The 14,924-nt window shown below is 59.2% G+C and carries 15 protein-coding genes and 1 pseudogene; 10 read left to right on the top strand and 6 right to left on the bottom strand.

The window, feature by feature from the left end; genetic code table 11:
- A pseudogene (locus ACTZWY_RS18585) lies at positions 1 to 356 on the top strand (transposase domain-containing protein); the annotation flags it as partial.
- Positions 357 to 452: 96 nt separating this feature from the next.
- On the opposite strand, the gene typA reads toward ACTZWY_RS18585, so the two are convergent.
- From typA to ACTZWY_RS18615, 6 genes are all read right to left on the bottom strand, one after another.
- Positions 453 to 2,273 (bottom strand): translational GTPase TypA, encoded by a 1,821-nt coding sequence (gene typA / locus ACTZWY_RS18590; protein WP_444792205.1) that lies wholly within the window; start codon positions 2,271 to 2,273, stop codon positions 453 to 455.
- A gap of 71 nt (positions 2,274 to 2,344) precedes the next feature.
- A complete protein-coding gene (locus ACTZWY_RS18595) occupies positions 2,345 to 2,947 on the bottom strand; it encodes a YitT family protein (protein WP_444792206.1) in 603 nt (200 codons plus the stop codon).
- A gap of 4 nt (positions 2,948 to 2,951) precedes the next feature.
- A complete protein-coding gene (locus ACTZWY_RS18600) occupies positions 2,952 to 3,275 on the bottom strand; it encodes an SMR family transporter (RefSeq protein WP_444792207.1) in 324 nt (107 codons plus the stop codon).
- 10 nt (positions 3,276 to 3,285) lie between these two features.
- Positions 3,286 to 4,014, bottom strand: a complete 729-nt coding sequence (locus ACTZWY_RS18605; RefSeq protein ID WP_444792208.1) for a M48 family metalloprotease — start codon at positions 4,012 to 4,014, stop codon at positions 3,286 to 3,288.
- A gap of 143 nt (positions 4,015 to 4,157) precedes the next feature.
- Positions 4,158 to 5,369, bottom strand: coding sequence for an NADP-dependent isocitrate dehydrogenase (locus ACTZWY_RS18610; RefSeq protein ID WP_444792209.1), 1,212 nt, complete (start codon positions 5,367 to 5,369; stop codon positions 4,158 to 4,160).
- A 235-nt stretch (positions 5,370 to 5,604) separates the two neighbouring features.
- Positions 5,605 to 6,264: an alpha/beta hydrolase gene (locus tag ACTZWY_RS18615; RefSeq protein WP_444792210.1), complete on the bottom strand. Its 660-nt coding sequence runs from the start codon at positions 6,262 to 6,264 to the stop codon at positions 5,605 to 5,607.
- A 332-nt stretch (positions 6,265 to 6,596) separates the two neighbouring features.
- On the opposite strand from ACTZWY_RS18615, the gene iscR reads away from it, so the two are divergent.
- From iscR to ACTZWY_RS18660, 9 genes are all read left to right on the top strand, one after another.
- On the top strand, positions 6,597 to 7,055 hold the full coding sequence (gene iscR / locus ACTZWY_RS18620; protein WP_444792211.1) for a Fe-S cluster assembly transcriptional regulator IscR: 459 nt from the start codon (positions 6,597 to 6,599) through the stop codon (positions 7,053 to 7,055).
- An 84-nt stretch (positions 7,056 to 7,139) separates the two neighbouring features.
- The gene (locus tag ACTZWY_RS18625; protein WP_444792212.1) at positions 7,140 to 8,186 is read left to right on the top strand and encodes a cysteine desulfurase family protein; all 1,047 of its coding nucleotides are present in this window, start codon (positions 7,140 to 7,142) and stop codon (positions 8,184 to 8,186) included.
- A 48-nt stretch (positions 8,187 to 8,234) separates the two neighbouring features.
- On the top strand, positions 8,235 to 9,746 hold the full coding sequence (gene sufB, locus ACTZWY_RS18630) for a Fe-S cluster assembly protein SufB (RefSeq protein ID WP_444792213.1): 1,512 nt from the start codon (positions 8,235 to 8,237) through the stop codon (positions 9,744 to 9,746).
- Positions 9,746 to 9,994, top strand: coding sequence for a hypothetical protein (locus ACTZWY_RS18635; protein WP_444792214.1), 249 nt, complete (start codon positions 9,746 to 9,748; stop codon positions 9,992 to 9,994). Before sufB ends, ACTZWY_RS18635 begins: the two co-directional genes overlap by 1 nt.
- Before the next feature lie 186 nt (positions 9,995 to 10,180).
- Positions 10,181 to 10,939, top strand: a complete 759-nt coding sequence (gene sufC, locus ACTZWY_RS18640; protein WP_444792215.1) for a Fe-S cluster assembly ATPase SufC — start codon at positions 10,181 to 10,183, stop codon at positions 10,937 to 10,939.
- A complete protein-coding gene (gene sufD / locus ACTZWY_RS18645) occupies positions 10,939 to 12,237 on the top strand; it encodes a Fe-S cluster assembly protein SufD (RefSeq protein ID WP_444792216.1) in 1,299 nt (432 codons plus the stop codon). Before sufC ends, sufD begins: the two co-directional genes overlap by 1 nt.
- Positions 12,238 to 12,360: 123 nt before the next feature.
- Positions 12,361 to 12,867, top strand: coding sequence for a YIP1 family protein (locus ACTZWY_RS18650; RefSeq protein ID WP_444792217.1), 507 nt, complete (start codon positions 12,361 to 12,363; stop codon positions 12,865 to 12,867).
- Positions 12,868 to 12,895: 28 nt separating this feature from the next.
- On the top strand, positions 12,896 to 13,474 hold the full coding sequence (locus tag ACTZWY_RS18655) for a YIP1 family protein (protein ID WP_444792218.1): 579 nt from the start codon (positions 12,896 to 12,898) through the stop codon (positions 13,472 to 13,474).
- Positions 13,474 to 14,694, top strand: coding sequence for a cysteine desulfurase (locus tag ACTZWY_RS18660; protein WP_444792219.1), 1,221 nt, complete (start codon positions 13,474 to 13,476; stop codon positions 14,692 to 14,694). The genes ACTZWY_RS18655 and ACTZWY_RS18660 overlap by 1 nt, the downstream gene beginning before the upstream one ends.
- The last annotated feature ends 230 nt before the right edge of the window (positions 14,695 to 14,924 follow it).

Consider the following 14,924-nt stretch of genomic DNA (forward strand, 5'->3'; position numbering starts at 1 on the left):
GCGGGCGGCGGAAGCCGAATTGGCGCAGGCCCACGCCCTGGCATGCCTTATACAGAAGCGATGATCCAGGAATTGAAGCTGGAGATCGCCAAGCTGCGGCGCGACAAATACGGCATCTCTTCCGTGCGTCGCGCGCGGTTGATCGATCAGCTGGAATTGCGGCTTGAGGAATTGGAAGCTGCCGCCACGGAAGATGCGCTGGCCGCTGAATAGGTGGCGCAGGACGCGACCAGCGCCGTGCGCGCCTTCACGCGGCGAAAATCCTTTCCCGACCATTTGCCGCGCGAGCGTGTTGTGGTCGCGGCTCCGACCACCTGCACCCGGCGCGTGGTTCAGACCGGTTGCTCAAAAGTGGGACCCGGTTTTGAGCTTCTTGAACATGGCCTAAACACAAAAAGGCCATCGCGTGATGGCCTTTTTGCTTTGTGAAGATGCTGGTGGCGCGGGCGCGTTTATGCGCTGGCCTTGGCTTGTCGCTTGCGTTCATGCGGGTCAAGGAAACGTTTGCGCAGCCGCACTGCGTTGGGCGTCACTTCCACCAGTTCATCATCGTCGATATAGGCGATGGCCTGTTCCAGCGACATGATGACCGGCGGTGTCAGCTTCACGGCATCATCGGTGCCCGAGGCGCGCACGTTGGTCAGCTTCTTGCCCTTGAGAGGGTTCACTTCCAGATCATTGTCGCGCGAATGCTCGCCTATGATCATGCCCTGATAGACGGGTTCTTGCGGGTTGATGAACATGCGCCCGCGATCCTCCAGGTTCCACAGGGCATAGGCCACGGCAGTGCCATCTTCCATGGAGATCAGCACCCCTTCGCGGCGGCCGGGAATTGGCCCTTTGTAAGGGGCCCATTCATGGAAAACACGGTTCAGAACGCCGGTTCCGCGCGTGTCGGTCAGGAATTCGCCGTGATAGCCGATCAGCCCGCGCGAGGGGACATGTGCGATGATGCGTGTCTTGCCTGCGCCCGCCGGTTTCATTTCGACCAGTTCGCCCTTGCGCGGGCCGGTCAGTTTTTCGATGACTGTGCCGGTATATTCGTCATCGACATCGATGGTCGCTTCCTCGATCGGTTCGAGGCGCTGGCCGTCTTCATGGCGCATCAGCACGCGGGGGCGCGAGATGGAGAGTTCGAACCCTTCGCGGCGCATGTTTTCGATCAGCACGCCCATTTGCAATTCGCCGCGCCCTGCGACGTCAAACGCTTCGCCGCCCGGTGTGTCGCTGACTTTGATGGCGACATTCACTTCGGCTTCGCGCATCAGACGTTCGCGGATGATGCGGCTTTGCACCTTGGTTCCATCACGCCCGGCAAGCGGCGAATCATTGATTCCGAAAGTCACCGAGATGGTGGGGGGATCGATGGGTTGCGCGTCCAGCGCCGTGTCGACCTCCAATGCGCAGAGCGTGTCGGCCACAGTGGCCTTGGACATGCCTGCAAGGGTAACAATGTCGCCCGCTTCGGCGGCGTCGATGGGTTGCTGGCCAAGCCCGCGGAAGGCCAGAACCTTGGTTACGCGGAATTGTTCAAGCTTTTTGCCGTCGCGTGACAATGCCTTGATGGTTTCGCCGGCTTTCAGCGTGCCGGATTCGACGCGCCCTGTCAGGATACGCCCCAGATAAGGATCTGCCGACAATGTGGTGGCCAGCATGCGAAACGGGTCATTGCGCGCTGCGATCTGGGCGGGGGCGGGAACATGCGCCACGACCAGATCGAACAGCGCCGACATGTCCTGCCGCGGGCCGTCCAGTTCCGCATCGGCCCAGCCATTGATACCCGAGGCATAAAGCACTGGGAAATCAAGCTGTTCATCGCTGGCGCCCAGATTGGCGAACAGGTCGAACACGTCGTCAAGGGCGCGGTCGGCATCCGCTGCGGGTTTGTCCACCTTGTTGAGCAGGACAATCGGGCGCAGCCCCAGTGCCAGCGCCTTGGAGGTTACGAATTTGGTTTGCGGCATCGGACCTTCGGCGGCGTCCACCAACAGGACAACGCCGTCCACCATGGACAGGATGCGTTCCACCTCGCCGCCGAAATCGGCGTGGCCGGGGGTGTCCACGATATTGATGCGCGTGTCTTTCCATTCAACCGAAGTTGCCTTGGCCAGAATCGTGATCCCGCGTTCGCGTTCCAGATCATTGCTGTCCATGGCGCGTTCGGTGGTGGCTTGGTTTTCGCGATAGGTGCCCGACTGTTTCAGAAGTTCGTCGACAAGGGTTGTCTTGCCGTGGTCAACGTGGGCGATAATCGCGATATTGCGAAGGTCCATAACAAAAGTGCCTTTTCATGCTGCGCCGCCGCATTAACCGAAGATCGCTAGAAAAGCCAGCCCTGATATTGCTAGGTGGCGATATAATGGTCGCGGCGGTGATTTATGGCCAGAATGGCATTCAACACCACGGCCCCCAAAAGCGACCACAGAACCAGATTTGGCGGCAATATCAAAAACGCGACCGCAAACAGCACCAGATCGAAGCCCAGTTGCACCAGCCCCGCCCGCCAGCCGAAGCGTTCCTGCAAATCATAGGCCACGATGCCCACGCCCCCCAGACTGGCGCGATGGCGGAATATAGCCAGCAATCCTGCGCCGGTGATCATGCCAAACAGCACAGCGGCGATGGCGGGGTTTTGCGGGATAACGGTGACCAAATCGCCCATAAACCCCGACATAAGTGAAATCAGCGTGACCGAAATCAGCGTTTTGAGTGTGAATTCCGGCCCCAGCCGCACCCATGCCAGAACATAGAACGGGATATTGATGATGAAGAATACTGCACCGAAGGACCAGCCGGTGGCATAGGAAATTAACACGGCCAGCCCCGCTGTCTGGCCCGTGACCAGCCCTGCGCCTGTCAGCACCAGCAGGCCGAAGGCGCACATGGCGGTTCCGAAAATCAGCCCCTGGGCATCTTCCAGACGGGTGTGGCGGGGGGTGTCAGGCATGGCTTCAGACCCTTGCGCTGAACAGGTTGATGACCAGAATGCCCGAAATGATCAGCACAATCCCGATAATGGCGGGCGCGTCCAGTTTCTGCCCGAATATGATCCAGCCCAGAAAGGAAATCAGGCAAATGCCAAGCCCGGCCCATATGGCATAGGCAACGCCAACAGGAATGACACGCAATACCAGCGCCAGCAGCCAGAACGACAGCGCATAGGCCAGAATCGCGCCCGTCGCTGGCACCAGACGCGTCATGCCGTCGGACGCTTTCAGTGCCGTGGTGCCCAGCGTTTCAAATACGATGGCGATTGCCAGATAAAGCCAGTGCATTGCATGTCCTTCAGATGGGGCGTCCTGCAGCCATGTCGGCGACCGTGCGTTCAATTTCGCGCAGGCGTTCGCCATTGGGCGGGTGGGTGCCCAGAAACTGGTTGCCAGGGTCAGGGATGCGGCGGAACAGATCGGCGGCGGCCAGCGGGTCATACCTGCCGCGTGCTGCGATATAGGCGCCGATCCGGTCGGCTTCCAACTCGAACGCCTTGGAATAGCGTCTTGCGCCCACAGTGGCGCTGGCATTGACGATGCGCTGCGTCGTGGTCTGGTCCGCGCCCGACAAGGTGGCGACCAGGCCGCCCAGAATCGCGCCGGTCATGGCCTGATTTTGCATGCGCGGCAGGTGATCGGCAATGTGATGGGCCGCTTCGTGCCCGAAAATCAGGGCAATTTCATCGGCGCTGCGCAAATCGCGCAACAGCGCTTCGGTGAAGGCAATGATGGGCCTGCCGTTTTCGTCGCGGGTGTGAAACGCATTTGGTGGCTGGCCGGGCCGGTCGTCCAGAATGACGTTGAAGTTGCAATCCAGTTGCGGGCTGCGTTCGCGGCAAACCTGCGTGGCGACTGGGCGCATGCGGGCGACCACGGCGCCGAATTGCGCGCGGGTGACCGCTGGGCCCTGCGCCGTGGCGGCCTGCTGGGGCGGGGCCATGACCACCGGAGCCATCTGGCACGCTGACAGCAGCAAAATCACGCCGAAGGCAGCGCCTTTGCGAAGGTAACGGGAAATCTGCATCGGGTTTGTCCTGTGTGCAAGTGTCGCATCATGTAGCGGTCAAGTGCGCGCAGGGCAACAAAGCAAAGTTCACGGCTTTGCGCAGGGCATTAAAAAAGGGGGCAGATGCCCCCTTTTTCAGGTGTCTGGTCTTGCGTCGCGGGTCAGGCCAGCGCCTTGTTCAGATACTCATCAACCTTTTCCAGATAGCCCATGGTGGTCAGCCATTTCTGGTCTGGTCCGACCAGCAGCGCCAGATCCTTGGTCATGAAGCCGTCTTCCACAGTTTGCACTGTCACTTTTTCCAGCGTTTCTGCGAATTTCAGCAGTTCTGCGTTGTTGTCCAGCTTCGCGCGGTGCTTCAGCCCGCCGGTCCATGCAAAGATCGACGCGATGGAGTTGGTCGAGGTTTCCTTGCCCGCCTGATGCTGGCGGTAATGGCGGGTCACGGTGCCGTGCGCGGCCTCTGCTTCGACGATCTGGCCATCTGGGGTCATCAGCTGGCTGGTCATCAGGCCAAGGCTGCCAAAACCCTGCGCCACTGTGTCGGATTGCACGTCGCCATCATAGTTCTTGCAAGCCCAGACATACCCGCCCGACCATTTCATTGCACACGCCACCATGTCATCGATCAGGCGGTGTTCATAGGTGATGCCCGCGGCCTTGAACTTGTCGGCAAACTCGGCTTCGAACACTTCGGCGAACAGATCCTTGAAACGCCCGTCATAGGCTTTCAGAATGGTGTTCTTGGTGGACAGATAGACCGGCCAGCCGCGCGACAGGCCATAATTCATCGACGCGCGCGCAAAGTCGCGGATCGAATCATCAAGGTTATACATCGCCATGGTGACACCGGCGCTGGGGGCCTGGAACACTTCATGTTCGATGGTTTCGCCATCTTCGCCCACAAATTTGATTGTCAGCTTGCCTGCGCCCGGAAAACGGAAATCCGTTGCGCGGTACTGGTCGCCAAAAGCATGACGGCCTACCACGATGGGCTGGGTCCAGCCGGGAACAAGGCGTGGCACATTGCGGCAGATGATGGGTTCGCGGAAAATAACACCGCCCAGAATGTTGCGGATGGTGCCATTCGGGGAACGATACATGCGCTTCAGGCCGAATTCTTCAACGCGGTCTTCATCAGGGGTGATGGTCGCGCATTTGACGCCCACGCCATATTGTTTGATGGCATTGGCCGCGTCCACCGTGATCTGGTCATCGGTGCGGTCGCGTTCCTCGATCCCCAGATCGTAGTATTTCAGATCAATGTCCAGATAGGGCAGGATCAGTTTTTTCTTGATGAAATCCCAGATGATCCGGGTCATTTCATCGCCGTCAAGTTCCACGACCGGGTTAGCTACCTTGATCTTGCTCATGTGATCCTCCGCCTTTTGGATGAGTCGATTTGCGCCCTGTTACCTTATTTGGTGCCAGATGCAAAGCACAGTATGCCGTTGTATACGAAAAATATGCATCGCGGCAATGGTGCCGCCGACTGCCTGACGCGCGCGGCTATCGGGTTGGGCCGTTTCTACTGCGCTAACCCGCTGTTTTATCGCAAACTCCCCCCCCTTCTGCCGCAACGTTGTGCGACAGAAGGGGGGGGCGAAATCAGCGGGTGGTTTCCGTCAGGCGGTTGGCAACATAATCGGTCACATTTGCCAGCATGGGCTGCATGTGCGCGTCTTCATCCTTGAAGAAATGGTCCGCCCCGTCGATTTCTGTATGCGTGATGGTGATTCCGCGCTGTTCTTGCAGCTTGGATACCAGCGCGCGCGTGTCACGCGGCGGGGCCACGCGGTCGGCGCTGCCATTGATAATCAGGCCCGATGCCGGACAAGGCGCAAGGAAGCTGAAATCATACAGGTTCGCGGGCGGGGCCACGGAGACAAAGCCGGTAATATCGGGGCGGCGCATCAGAAGTTGCATGCCAATCCATGCCCCGAAGCTGAACCCCGCAACCCAGCAATGGCGCACATTATGCGACATGGCCTGCATGTAATCCAGCGCGGCGGCGGCGTCGGACAATTCGCCTACGCCCTGATCATATTCGCCCTGCGACCGGCCCACGCCGCGAAAGTTGAAGCGCATCACCGAAAAGCCCATCTTGTGGAAGGCGTAATGCAGATTATAGACAACCTTGTTGTTCATGGTGCCGCCGAATTGCGGGTGTGGATGAAGCACAATGGCTATCGGGGCGTCGCGGTTGGGCTGCGGATGATAGCGGCCTTCAAGGCGGCCTTCCGGGCCGGGAAAAATGATCTCGGGCATTTTGGGCTTACCTATCGGAAGAATGTGGTTTCGGCACGGCGACAGAAAAGTGCAGGTCAGGGGTGCGCAGGGGCTGCATGAATTCTTGACTCTTTTCTTTGGTGTATTTAGAAGAATTCTAAATAATCAGGGGTCGCGGGTTTTTTGCCGGATATGGGCCGATTAGACTTAGGCGCGCGACCTGCCCGCGTCAACCTTTAAGCTGGTGGGGTCTGCGGGGGCAGAATGTGGTCGGTGGCGGCGCCAATACGGCGACCGGGTGCGAAATGTAAGATATGCGGCATGTGCCGGAACATTGGATATAGACGGCGCAATATTCGGGGAATACGGGAATGAAGCTTTCCACCAAGGGGCGCTATGCCATGGTTGCGCTGGTCGATCTGGCACTGGCCCCGGAAGGTGAGCTGGTGTCGCTGAACGAAATTTCAGTGCGTCAACAGGTGTCACTGGCCTATCTGGAGCAGCTTTTCGTAAAGCTGCGCCGCGCAGGTCTGGTTGAGTCCGTGCGCGGGCCGGGCGGCGGGTACCGGCTGGCGCGGGGGGCGGACAGCATTCGTGTGTCCGAGGTGCTGGAGGCGGTGGATGAAACCGTCAGCGCCATGCATGCCGGGGCCGGTGCATCAGGCGGGGTGTCCGGGTCGCGGGCGCAATCGATGACCAACCGCCTTTGGGAAGGGTTGTCGGCGCATGTCTATGTGTTTTTGCACCAGACGCGCTTGTCGGATGTTGCGCGCAACAGTTTGACACCGTGTCCGGCGGTGCCCACATTGTTCGAGGTGGTGGATGAATAGGGGCGCTGCCCCGTCACCTTCGGTGACTCCCCGGGATATTTGGGCCAGAATGAAATACACCAGAATGAACGACAAGGGCGAGTGATGCGCCGCGTCTATCTTGATCATAATGCCACAGCGCCGCTGCGCGCGGAAGCCCGCGCCGCGATGGCGGCAGCGATGGATGTTGTGGGCAACCCGTCTTCGGTGCATGCCGAAGGGCGACAGGCGCGCGCGGTGGTCGAGAAAGCCCGCGCGCAAGTGGCCGCCGCTTTGGGCGCCGAGGGGGCGGAGATTGTCTTCACCTCGGGGGCGACGGAAGCGGCGGGGCTGGCGCTGGCGGGGCGGGGGCTTTCCTGCGCCATGGTCGAGCATGATGCCGTGCGGGCGTGGTGTGATGATGCCTTGCCGGTTGACGGGCACGGGCGGGTGCATGCACCCGTGCCGGAACGGGCAGCGTTGCAACTTGCGAATTCGGAGACCGGAATCATTCAGGATTTGCCCGCTGGTCTGGCGGTCAGCGACCTGACGCAGGGGTTTGGCAAGCTGCCGTTTGCGTTTAACTGGCTGAATGTCCAGATGGGCCTGATTTCAGCGCATAAGCTGGGCGGACCGAAAGGCGTTGGTGCGCTGGTCATGGCGCGCGGCACAGACCTTGCGGCGCAGATCAAGGGGGGCGGTCAGGAAATGGGCCGGCGCGCGGGTACTGAAAACGTGATTGGCATTGCGGGTTTTGGCGCTGCCGCGCAGGCGGCAGCTGCTGATCTTGCAAATGGGGTGTGGGAAGGTGTATCTGTAATTAGAAATATTCTAGAACAGGCACTGGACGCCGCAGCAAGCAAGACTATTTTAGTCGGGAAAGATGTGTCGCGGTTGCCCAACACGCTGTGCCTTGCAACGCCTGGTTGGAAAGGGGAGTTGCAGGTGATGCAGATGGATCTTGCGGGGTTTGCCATTTCGGCCGGGTCTGCATGTTCATCAGGGAAGCTGCGCGCGTCCGGGGTGTTGCAGGCCATGGGACTGGACGAGGAATCAGCGCGTGGGGCGATCCGTGTGTCGTTGGGGCCGGATGTGACGCAAGACGATGTGCTGCGGTTTGCAGATGTCTGGTTAAGGGAATACCGCCGCTTTGCTGCGCGGCGCGCGGGCTGAATTGACAAGCGCATGCCCCATGGGCGTGGCGTTAAGAAGGGAAAAGATATGGTTGCATTGGATGAAACCCAGCTGCGCGATGGTGTCGACCGCGAGACGGTCGAGACTGTTCAATCCATGGCGGGCACCTACAAGCACGGGTGGGAAACCGACATTGAGATGGAGTTCGCCCCCAAAGGGCTGAATGAAGATATTGTGCGCCTGATATCGCAGAAGAACAAGGAGCCGCAGTGGTTGCTTGACTGGCGGCTGGAGGCGTATCGACGCTGGCTGACCATGGACTCCCCCGATTGGGCGATGCTGAATATTCCTGAAATCGATTATCAGGAGCAGTATTATTACGCCAAGCCGAAATCGATGGTCGAAAAGCCCAAATCGCTGGATGAGGTGGACCCCAAGCTGTTGGAAACCTACGCGAAGCTGGGCATTCCGCTGAAGGAACAGATGATCCTTGCCGGGGTTGAAGGGGCCGATGCGGGCCGCAAGGTGGCTGTCGATGCGGTGTTTGATTCCGTGTCGTTGGGCACCACCTTCAAGGATGAGCTGAAGAAGGCGGGCGTTATCTTCTGTTCCATCTCGGAAGCGGTGCAGGACCATCCTGAATTGGTGAAAAAATACCTTGGGTCTGTGGTGCCGCAAAATGACAACTACTTCGCGGCACTGAATTCGGCGGTATTTTCGGACGGTAGTTTCGTGTTCATCCCGGCTGGTGTGAAATGCCCGATGGAATTGTCGACCTATTTCCGCATCAACGCCGAAAATACGGGCCAGTTTGAACGCACGCTGATTGTGGCGGAAAAGGGCGCGTCTGTCAGCTATCTGGAAGGGTGCACCGCGCCCAAGCGCGACACCACGCAGCTGCATGCGGCCGTGGTCGAGATTGTCGTGCTGGAAGATGCGGATGTGAAATATTCCACTGTGCAGAACTGGTTTCCCGGTGACGAAAACGGCAAGGGCGGGATTTACAATTTCGTCACCAAACGCGCCGATTGCCGCGAGGACCGCGCGAAAGTGATGTGGACGCAGGTGGAAACCGGCAGCGCCATTACATGGAAATACCCGTCCTGCATTCTGCGCGGCGATGACACGCAAGGCGAGTTCTACTCGATCGCTATTGCCAATAACTGGCAGCAGGCCGATACAGGCACGAAAATGGTGCATCTGGGCAAGAACACGCGCTCGCGCATCGTGTCCAAGGGGATTTCGGCAGGACATGCGCAAAACACCTATCGCGGGCTGGTGTCGATGCACCCCAAGGCCACGAATTCGCGCAACTACACGCAATGCGACAGTTTGCTGATTGGCGACAAATGCGGCGCGCATACGGTGCCCTATATCGAAGTGCGCAATGCATCCAGCCGCGTGGAGCATGAGGCGACGACCAGCAAGGTGGATGACGACCAGCTGTTCTATTGCCGGAGCCGCGGCATGGACGAAGAAGAAGCGGTGGCGCTGGTGGTCAACGGGTTCTGCAAGGAAGTGCTGCAGGAATTGCCGATGGAATTCGCCATGGAAGCGCAGGCGCTGGTTGCGATTTCGCTGGAAGGGTCGGTGGGCTGATGGGGTCTGCGTGGTTCAGGCCACGGGCAGACGGCACCGGCGCAAGACCAGCGGATTGGCGGGGTTGGGCCGCGATTGCTGCTTATGTGTCGGGGTTGGTCCTGCTGGTGCTTCTAACATTTGACGGGCAGCGCGCTGTGCCGATTGCGGTGGTGACATTCATCGGAATGAGCACAACCTTGACGGCGGGTTTCGTGGTCTTTGTGTGGGCGCAGGTCCAGCGCTTCAAGAAGGAGTTGGGGTCATGATCCCGCCTGGCGTTGACGGGCGCTGCATGCGGGCCGCGCTGGCACGCAAGGCCCAAAGCTGGCCGTGCACAAGGGATAAGGGCAATGCCGCACCGGGCATTGATCTGGATTAAAAGGTGGTGGCCGAGCCGATGCTGAAGGTGTCGATCTGTGAATCTGCCGTGACAATCGAATGAGGGAATGAACATGTTGGAAATCAAGAACCTGCACTGCGAACTAGAAGACGACTCAGAAGTGAAAATCCTGAAGGGGCTGTCACTGACCATCAACCCCGGCGAAGTGCATGCCATCATGGGGCCGAACGGGTCGGGCAAATCGACGCTGTCTTATGTGTTGTCAGGGCGCGACGGGTATGACGTAACCGAAGGCAGCGCCACGCTGGAAGGTGCAGATTTGCTGGAGATGGAGCCAGAGGAACGCGCCGCCGCCGGGTTGTTTCTGGCGTTTCAATACCCTGTGGAAATTCCCGGCGTGGGCAACATGACCTTCCTGCGCACGGCCGTAAACGCGCAGCGCAAGGCGCGCGGCGAGGATGAACTGTCAGCGGGCGAGTTTCTGAAGATCATCCGCGCGAAAGCCAAGGAGTTGCAGATTGACGCCGATATGCTGAAGCGCCCTGTCAATGTGGGCTTTTCGGGCGGCGAGAAGAAGCGCAACGAAATCCTGCAAATGGCGATGCTGGAACCCAAGATGTGCATTCTGGATGAAACAGATTCCGGTCTGGACGTGGATGCCATGAAACTGGTGTCTGACGGGGTGAATGCGCTGCGCGATGCGGGGCGCTCGTTTCTGGTCATCACGCATTACCAACGTTTGCTGAACCACATCAAACCAGATTTCGTCCATATCATGAGCGAGGGGCGAATCATCAAATCGGGCGGGCCGGACCTGGCGCTGCAGGTTGAGGAAAACGGCTATGCCGATCTGTTGGCGGAGGCAGGCTGATGATGCCACGGGCGAAACTTAAGGCGCAAAAACAGGATGCGGCGCAGGCGCTTGCGGGCGCGCTGAATGTGCCGCAGGGCGGTGGCTGGGCTACCCTTGCACGCAACGGGGCCAAGGCGCGGCTGCTGGATATGGGCATGCCACTCAAGCGTGACGAATACTGGCGCTACACGGACCCGCGGGAGTTGACCGCGCAACAGCCCCGTCCCGCCAAGGTTCTGAGCGTGACAGATGAAGACCCGGTATTTTCAGCGTTTGACCGTGTGAAACTGGTGTTTGTGGACGGGGTTTTTGACAAGGCAGCGTCTGATGATCTGGCGCTGGCGGGGGTGGAAATCAGCCTGCTTGAAGATGCCGCGCGCGCTGATCTGCATTGGGCGCAGGATATTTACGGCAAGCTGGAAGCGCGCGGTCAAACGCCCGTGGAACGCCCTTTGGCCGCGTTCAACACGGCATTTGCGCAAAAAGGCGTTCTGATCCGGGCAACGGGCAAGGCCACAAAGCCGGTCGCGCTGGTTTATCTGCGCAGCAGTGATGCGGCGGATGCTGTCATGCACCATGTCGTGCGTGTCGAACAGGGTGCGGAACTGACCTTGTTGGAAAACGGCCCTGTGGCCGCGCGCTGCAATCAGGTGATGGAAGTTGACATCGCCGATGGCGGCACGCTGCACCATGTGCGCACCCAGGGGCGCGACCATGACCGCGCTGGCAGTGCACATGTGTTCGCGCAGATGGGGCAGGGGGCGCAGCTGAAATCCTTCACCCTGACCGCGAATGGCCGGCTTGTGCGCAACGAGGCCATGATCTGGCTGGACGGACAGGGCGGGTCGGCGCATATTGCAGGCGCCACTGTAGGGGATGGGGCGTTCCATCATGATGACACTGTGTTCATCGCCCATTGCGCGCCCGATTGTGAAAGCCGACAGGTGTTCAAGAAAGTGTTGCGCAACGGGGCTGTCGGCGTGTTTCAGGGCAAGATTCTGGTGGAACAAGCGGCCCAGAAAACTGACGGCTACCAGATTAGCCAAGCGTTGCTGCTGGATGAAAATGCGCAGTTTCTGGCCAAGCCGGAACTGGAAATCTATGCCGATGACGTGAAATGCAGCCATGGTTCAACCTCGGGGGAGATTGATCCTGCGCAGCTGTTCTACCTGCGCGCGCGCGGTGTGCCGGAGGGCAAGGCAAAAATGTTGCTGGTGCTGGCCTTTCTGGCTGAAGCGCTGGAGGAAATTGCCGACCCCGACCTGGCAGAGGATTTGCGCGTGCGCATGGAAAACTGGCTGCAGCGCCATTCCTGAGGCGCGCGTCATGTGCAATCGGATGGGGGCGCTGCCCCCCGAGCCACGGCCCTTGCGGGCCGTAGCCCGTCCCCCGGGATATTTTGACCAGACTGAAAACATGCCAGAAAGACGGATAGCGCCATGTCCTTGAGCGTGAATATTGCACGAAGCTATCGTCGGCCCGATCTGGTCGTGCGCGCGATGGTCCGGCAGGGGTTGCGCGAACCGCAGGTGCTGTTTTTCAATGCGCTTGCCTGTGGTTTGATCTTCGTTGCGCAATGGCCGCGCCTGTCGCGGGAGGCGACGCTTGACCCCTCGGTGACATTCGAGCAGCGTATGGGCGGCGCGTTGTTTGCAGTCATGTTCCTGTTGCCGTTGATTTTATATGGTCTGGCGGCAGTGATGCAGGGTGTGTTGCGTGTCGCGCGGGTGACTGTGCCCGGGATTCGGGTGCGGCTGGTGCTGTTTTGGTCGTTATTGGCCGTGACGCCGCTGATGTTGGTGCACGGCGGTTTGCTGGCGTTTATGGGGCCTGTTGGCGCAGTGCAGGCTTTCGGGTTTGTCGTGGCTGTGGCTTTCATCTACATAACGGGGCGGGGGTTGCGTGAAGTGATCCGGCTTGGGCCTGCGGGCGCAGACATACCTTGAAGATAGTGAGCACGAAGGGACACCCGTGATGCAATTGAATGCTGCCGCCATCAGCGCATTGGTGCGTCTGACACTGACCCGGCCACGCGAGGCTGCGGCACGCCTGATCGCGCTGGATGTGCCTGATGATGCGCGTTGGTTGGGGTTTGTCATTGTTGTGGTGTTGAGCGTGCTTCTGGGACAGGCGTCTGTGCTGTTGATGGAAGACGGCGAGGGCATGGGTGGCGGGCTGCTGTTCATGGCGATGGTGCAAACCTCGATGTTGCTGGGCATGGTGGTTGCGGTTCAGGGTGTGGGCCGTGCGCTGGGGGGGACGGGCAGTTTTCCTGATACCTTGTTGTTGTTGGCGTGGTTGCAATTTGTGATGCTGGTCGTGCAGTTCGTACAGATTGTGGCCCTGCTGTTGGTGCCGCCCCTGTTTGGTGTGATCACGTTGTTGGCGTTGGTCGTGTTTATGTGGTTGCTGACCAATTTCGTGCTGGTTCTGCATGGGTTCACATCTGGTGTGAAGGTGTTTGCGGGGATCATCTTGTCATTTTTCGGGGTGGTGATGGTGCTTGCATTCTTGCTGACAATGCTTGGTTTTGGTCCGGGGGGGGCGGTTTGATGTTCAATATCGATGCGGTGCGCGCGGATTTTCCGATTTTGGCGCGCCAGGTGAACGGCAAGCCGCTGGTCTATCTGGACAGTGGGGCGTCTGCCCAGAAGCCGCAGGTGGTGATTGACGCCGTTACCCGTGCCTATGCGGAAGAATATTCGAATGTTCACCGGGGGCTGCATTACCTGTCAAATCTGGCCACGGATAAATATGAGGGGGTGCGCCACAAGTTGCAGCGGTTTCTGGGGGCCGCCCATGAAGATGAGGTGATCTACACCACCGGCACCACACAGGGCATCAACCTTGTGGCCTATGGCTGGGCCATGCCGCGGTTTGAGGCGGGTGATGAAATTGTGCTGTCCATCATGGAGCATCACGCCAATATTGTTCCGTGGCATTTTCTGCGCGAACGCCACGGTGTGGTCCTGAAATGGGTCGACACAGAACCTGACGGCAGCCTTGACCCGCAAGCGGTGATTGACGCCATGGGTCCGCGCACCAAGCTTGTTGCCGTCACGCATATGTCCAATGTGTTGGGCACAGTGGTGGATGTTCAGGCGATTTGTGCGGGCGCGCAGGCGCGCGGTGTCGCGGTGCTGGTCGACGGGTCACAAGCTGCGGTGCATATGCCAGTAGATGTGCAGGCGATCGGCTGTGATTTTTATGCGGTGACCGGCCATAAGCTGTATGGTCCGTCAGCATCGGGGGCGATTTATATTCGCAGGGACCGTCAGGCGCAGATGCGCCCCTTCATCGGGGGTGGGGATATGATACGCGAGGTGACGCGCGATACAGTCACCTATAACGACCCGCCCCATAAGTTTGAGGCAGGCACGCCTGGAATTGTGCAGCAAATCGGGCTGGGGGTGGCCATTGATTACATGACAGGCATCGGTATGGACGCGATTGCCGCGCATGAAGCCAGCCTGCGCGATTATGCCATAGGCCGGTTTGCAGGATTGAACTGGTTGAATATTCAGGGAACCGCGCCGGGCAAGGGCGCGATTTTCAGCTTCACGCTGGAAGGGGCTGCGCATGCGCATGACATTTCCACAGTGCTGGACAAAAAAGGTATTGCCGTGCGCGCGGGCCAGCATTGTGCCGCCCCGCTGATGGAGCATCTTGGCCTGACTGCCACATGCCGCGCATCATTTGCTATGTATAACACGGTCGAGGACGTGGACAGGCTGGTTGAGGCGCTGGAACTGTGCCACGAGCTTTTTGCCTAGGCTGCGCAGTGCGCCGGTAATATTGCTTGGCGTCCCCCGTTTTCAGGCGCGTTCTCCCAGGTCATTGGGCAAGTTGGGGCGCGTGAAGAATGGCGGAATGTGGTGTCAGTCTGCTCTTTCATTTCCTGAAAATCTACAGTATGGATTTCACAGAAAGACGCACCCATAGCTCAGCTGGATAGAGCGCTGCCCTCCGAAGGCAGAGGTCAGAGGTTCGAATCCTCTTGGGT

Origin of the sequence: Roseinatronobacter sp. NSM (assembly GCF_052379845.1) — a bacterium.
Taxonomy (GTDB): Bacteria; Pseudomonadota; Alphaproteobacteria; order Rhodobacterales; family Rhodobacteraceae; genus Roseinatronobacter.

What these genes read in the sequence shown, in the direction of transcription:
- ACTZWY_RS18605 (WP_444792208.1), bottom strand. Translation starts at nt 4,014, where the DNA reads ATGCAGATTTCCCGTTACCTTCGCAAAGGCGCTGCCTTCGGCGTGATT.
- ACTZWY_RS18650 (WP_444792217.1), top strand. Translation starts at nt 12,361, where the DNA reads ATGTCCTTGAGCGTGAATATTGCACGAAGCTATCGTCGGCCCGATCTG.
- ACTZWY_RS18635 (WP_444792214.1), top strand. Translation starts at nt 9,746, where the DNA reads ATGGGGTCTGCGTGGTTCAGGCCACGGGCAGACGGCACCGGCGCAAGA.
- ACTZWY_RS18610 (WP_444792209.1), bottom strand. Translation starts at nt 5,369, where the DNA reads ATGAGCAAGATCAAGGTAGCTAACCCGGTCGTGGAACTTGACGGCGAT.
- ACTZWY_RS18655 (WP_444792218.1), top strand. Translation starts at nt 12,896, where the DNA reads ATGCAATTGAATGCTGCCGCCATCAGCGCATTGGTGCGTCTGACACTG.
- sufC (WP_444792215.1), top strand. Translation starts at nt 10,181, where the DNA reads ATGTTGGAAATCAAGAACCTGCACTGCGAACTAGAAGACGACTCAGAA.
- typA (WP_444792205.1), bottom strand. Translation starts at nt 2,273, where the DNA reads ATGGACCTTCGCAATATCGCGATTATCGCCCACGTTGACCACGGCAAG.
- iscR (WP_444792211.1), top strand. Translation starts at nt 6,597, where the DNA reads ATGAAGCTTTCCACCAAGGGGCGCTATGCCATGGTTGCGCTGGTCGAT.
- ACTZWY_RS18660 (WP_444792219.1), top strand. Translation starts at nt 13,474, where the DNA reads ATGTTCAATATCGATGCGGTGCGCGCGGATTTTCCGATTTTGGCGCGC.
- ACTZWY_RS18600 (WP_444792207.1), bottom strand. Translation starts at nt 3,275, where the DNA reads ATGCACTGGCTTTATCTGGCAATCGCCATCGTATTTGAAACGCTGGGC.
- ACTZWY_RS18625 (WP_444792212.1), top strand. Translation starts at nt 7,140, where the DNA reads ATGCGCCGCGTCTATCTTGATCATAATGCCACAGCGCCGCTGCGCGCG.
- sufD (WP_444792216.1), top strand. Translation starts at nt 10,939, where the DNA reads ATGATGCCACGGGCGAAACTTAAGGCGCAAAAACAGGATGCGGCGCAG.
- ACTZWY_RS18615 (WP_444792210.1), bottom strand. Translation starts at nt 6,264, where the DNA reads ATGCCCGAGATCATTTTTCCCGGCCCGGAAGGCCGCCTTGAAGGCCGC.
- ACTZWY_RS18595 (WP_444792206.1), bottom strand. Translation starts at nt 2,947, where the DNA reads ATGCCTGACACCCCCCGCCACACCCGTCTGGAAGATGCCCAGGGGCTG.
- sufB (WP_444792213.1), top strand. Translation starts at nt 8,235, where the DNA reads ATGGTTGCATTGGATGAAACCCAGCTGCGCGATGGTGTCGACCGCGAG.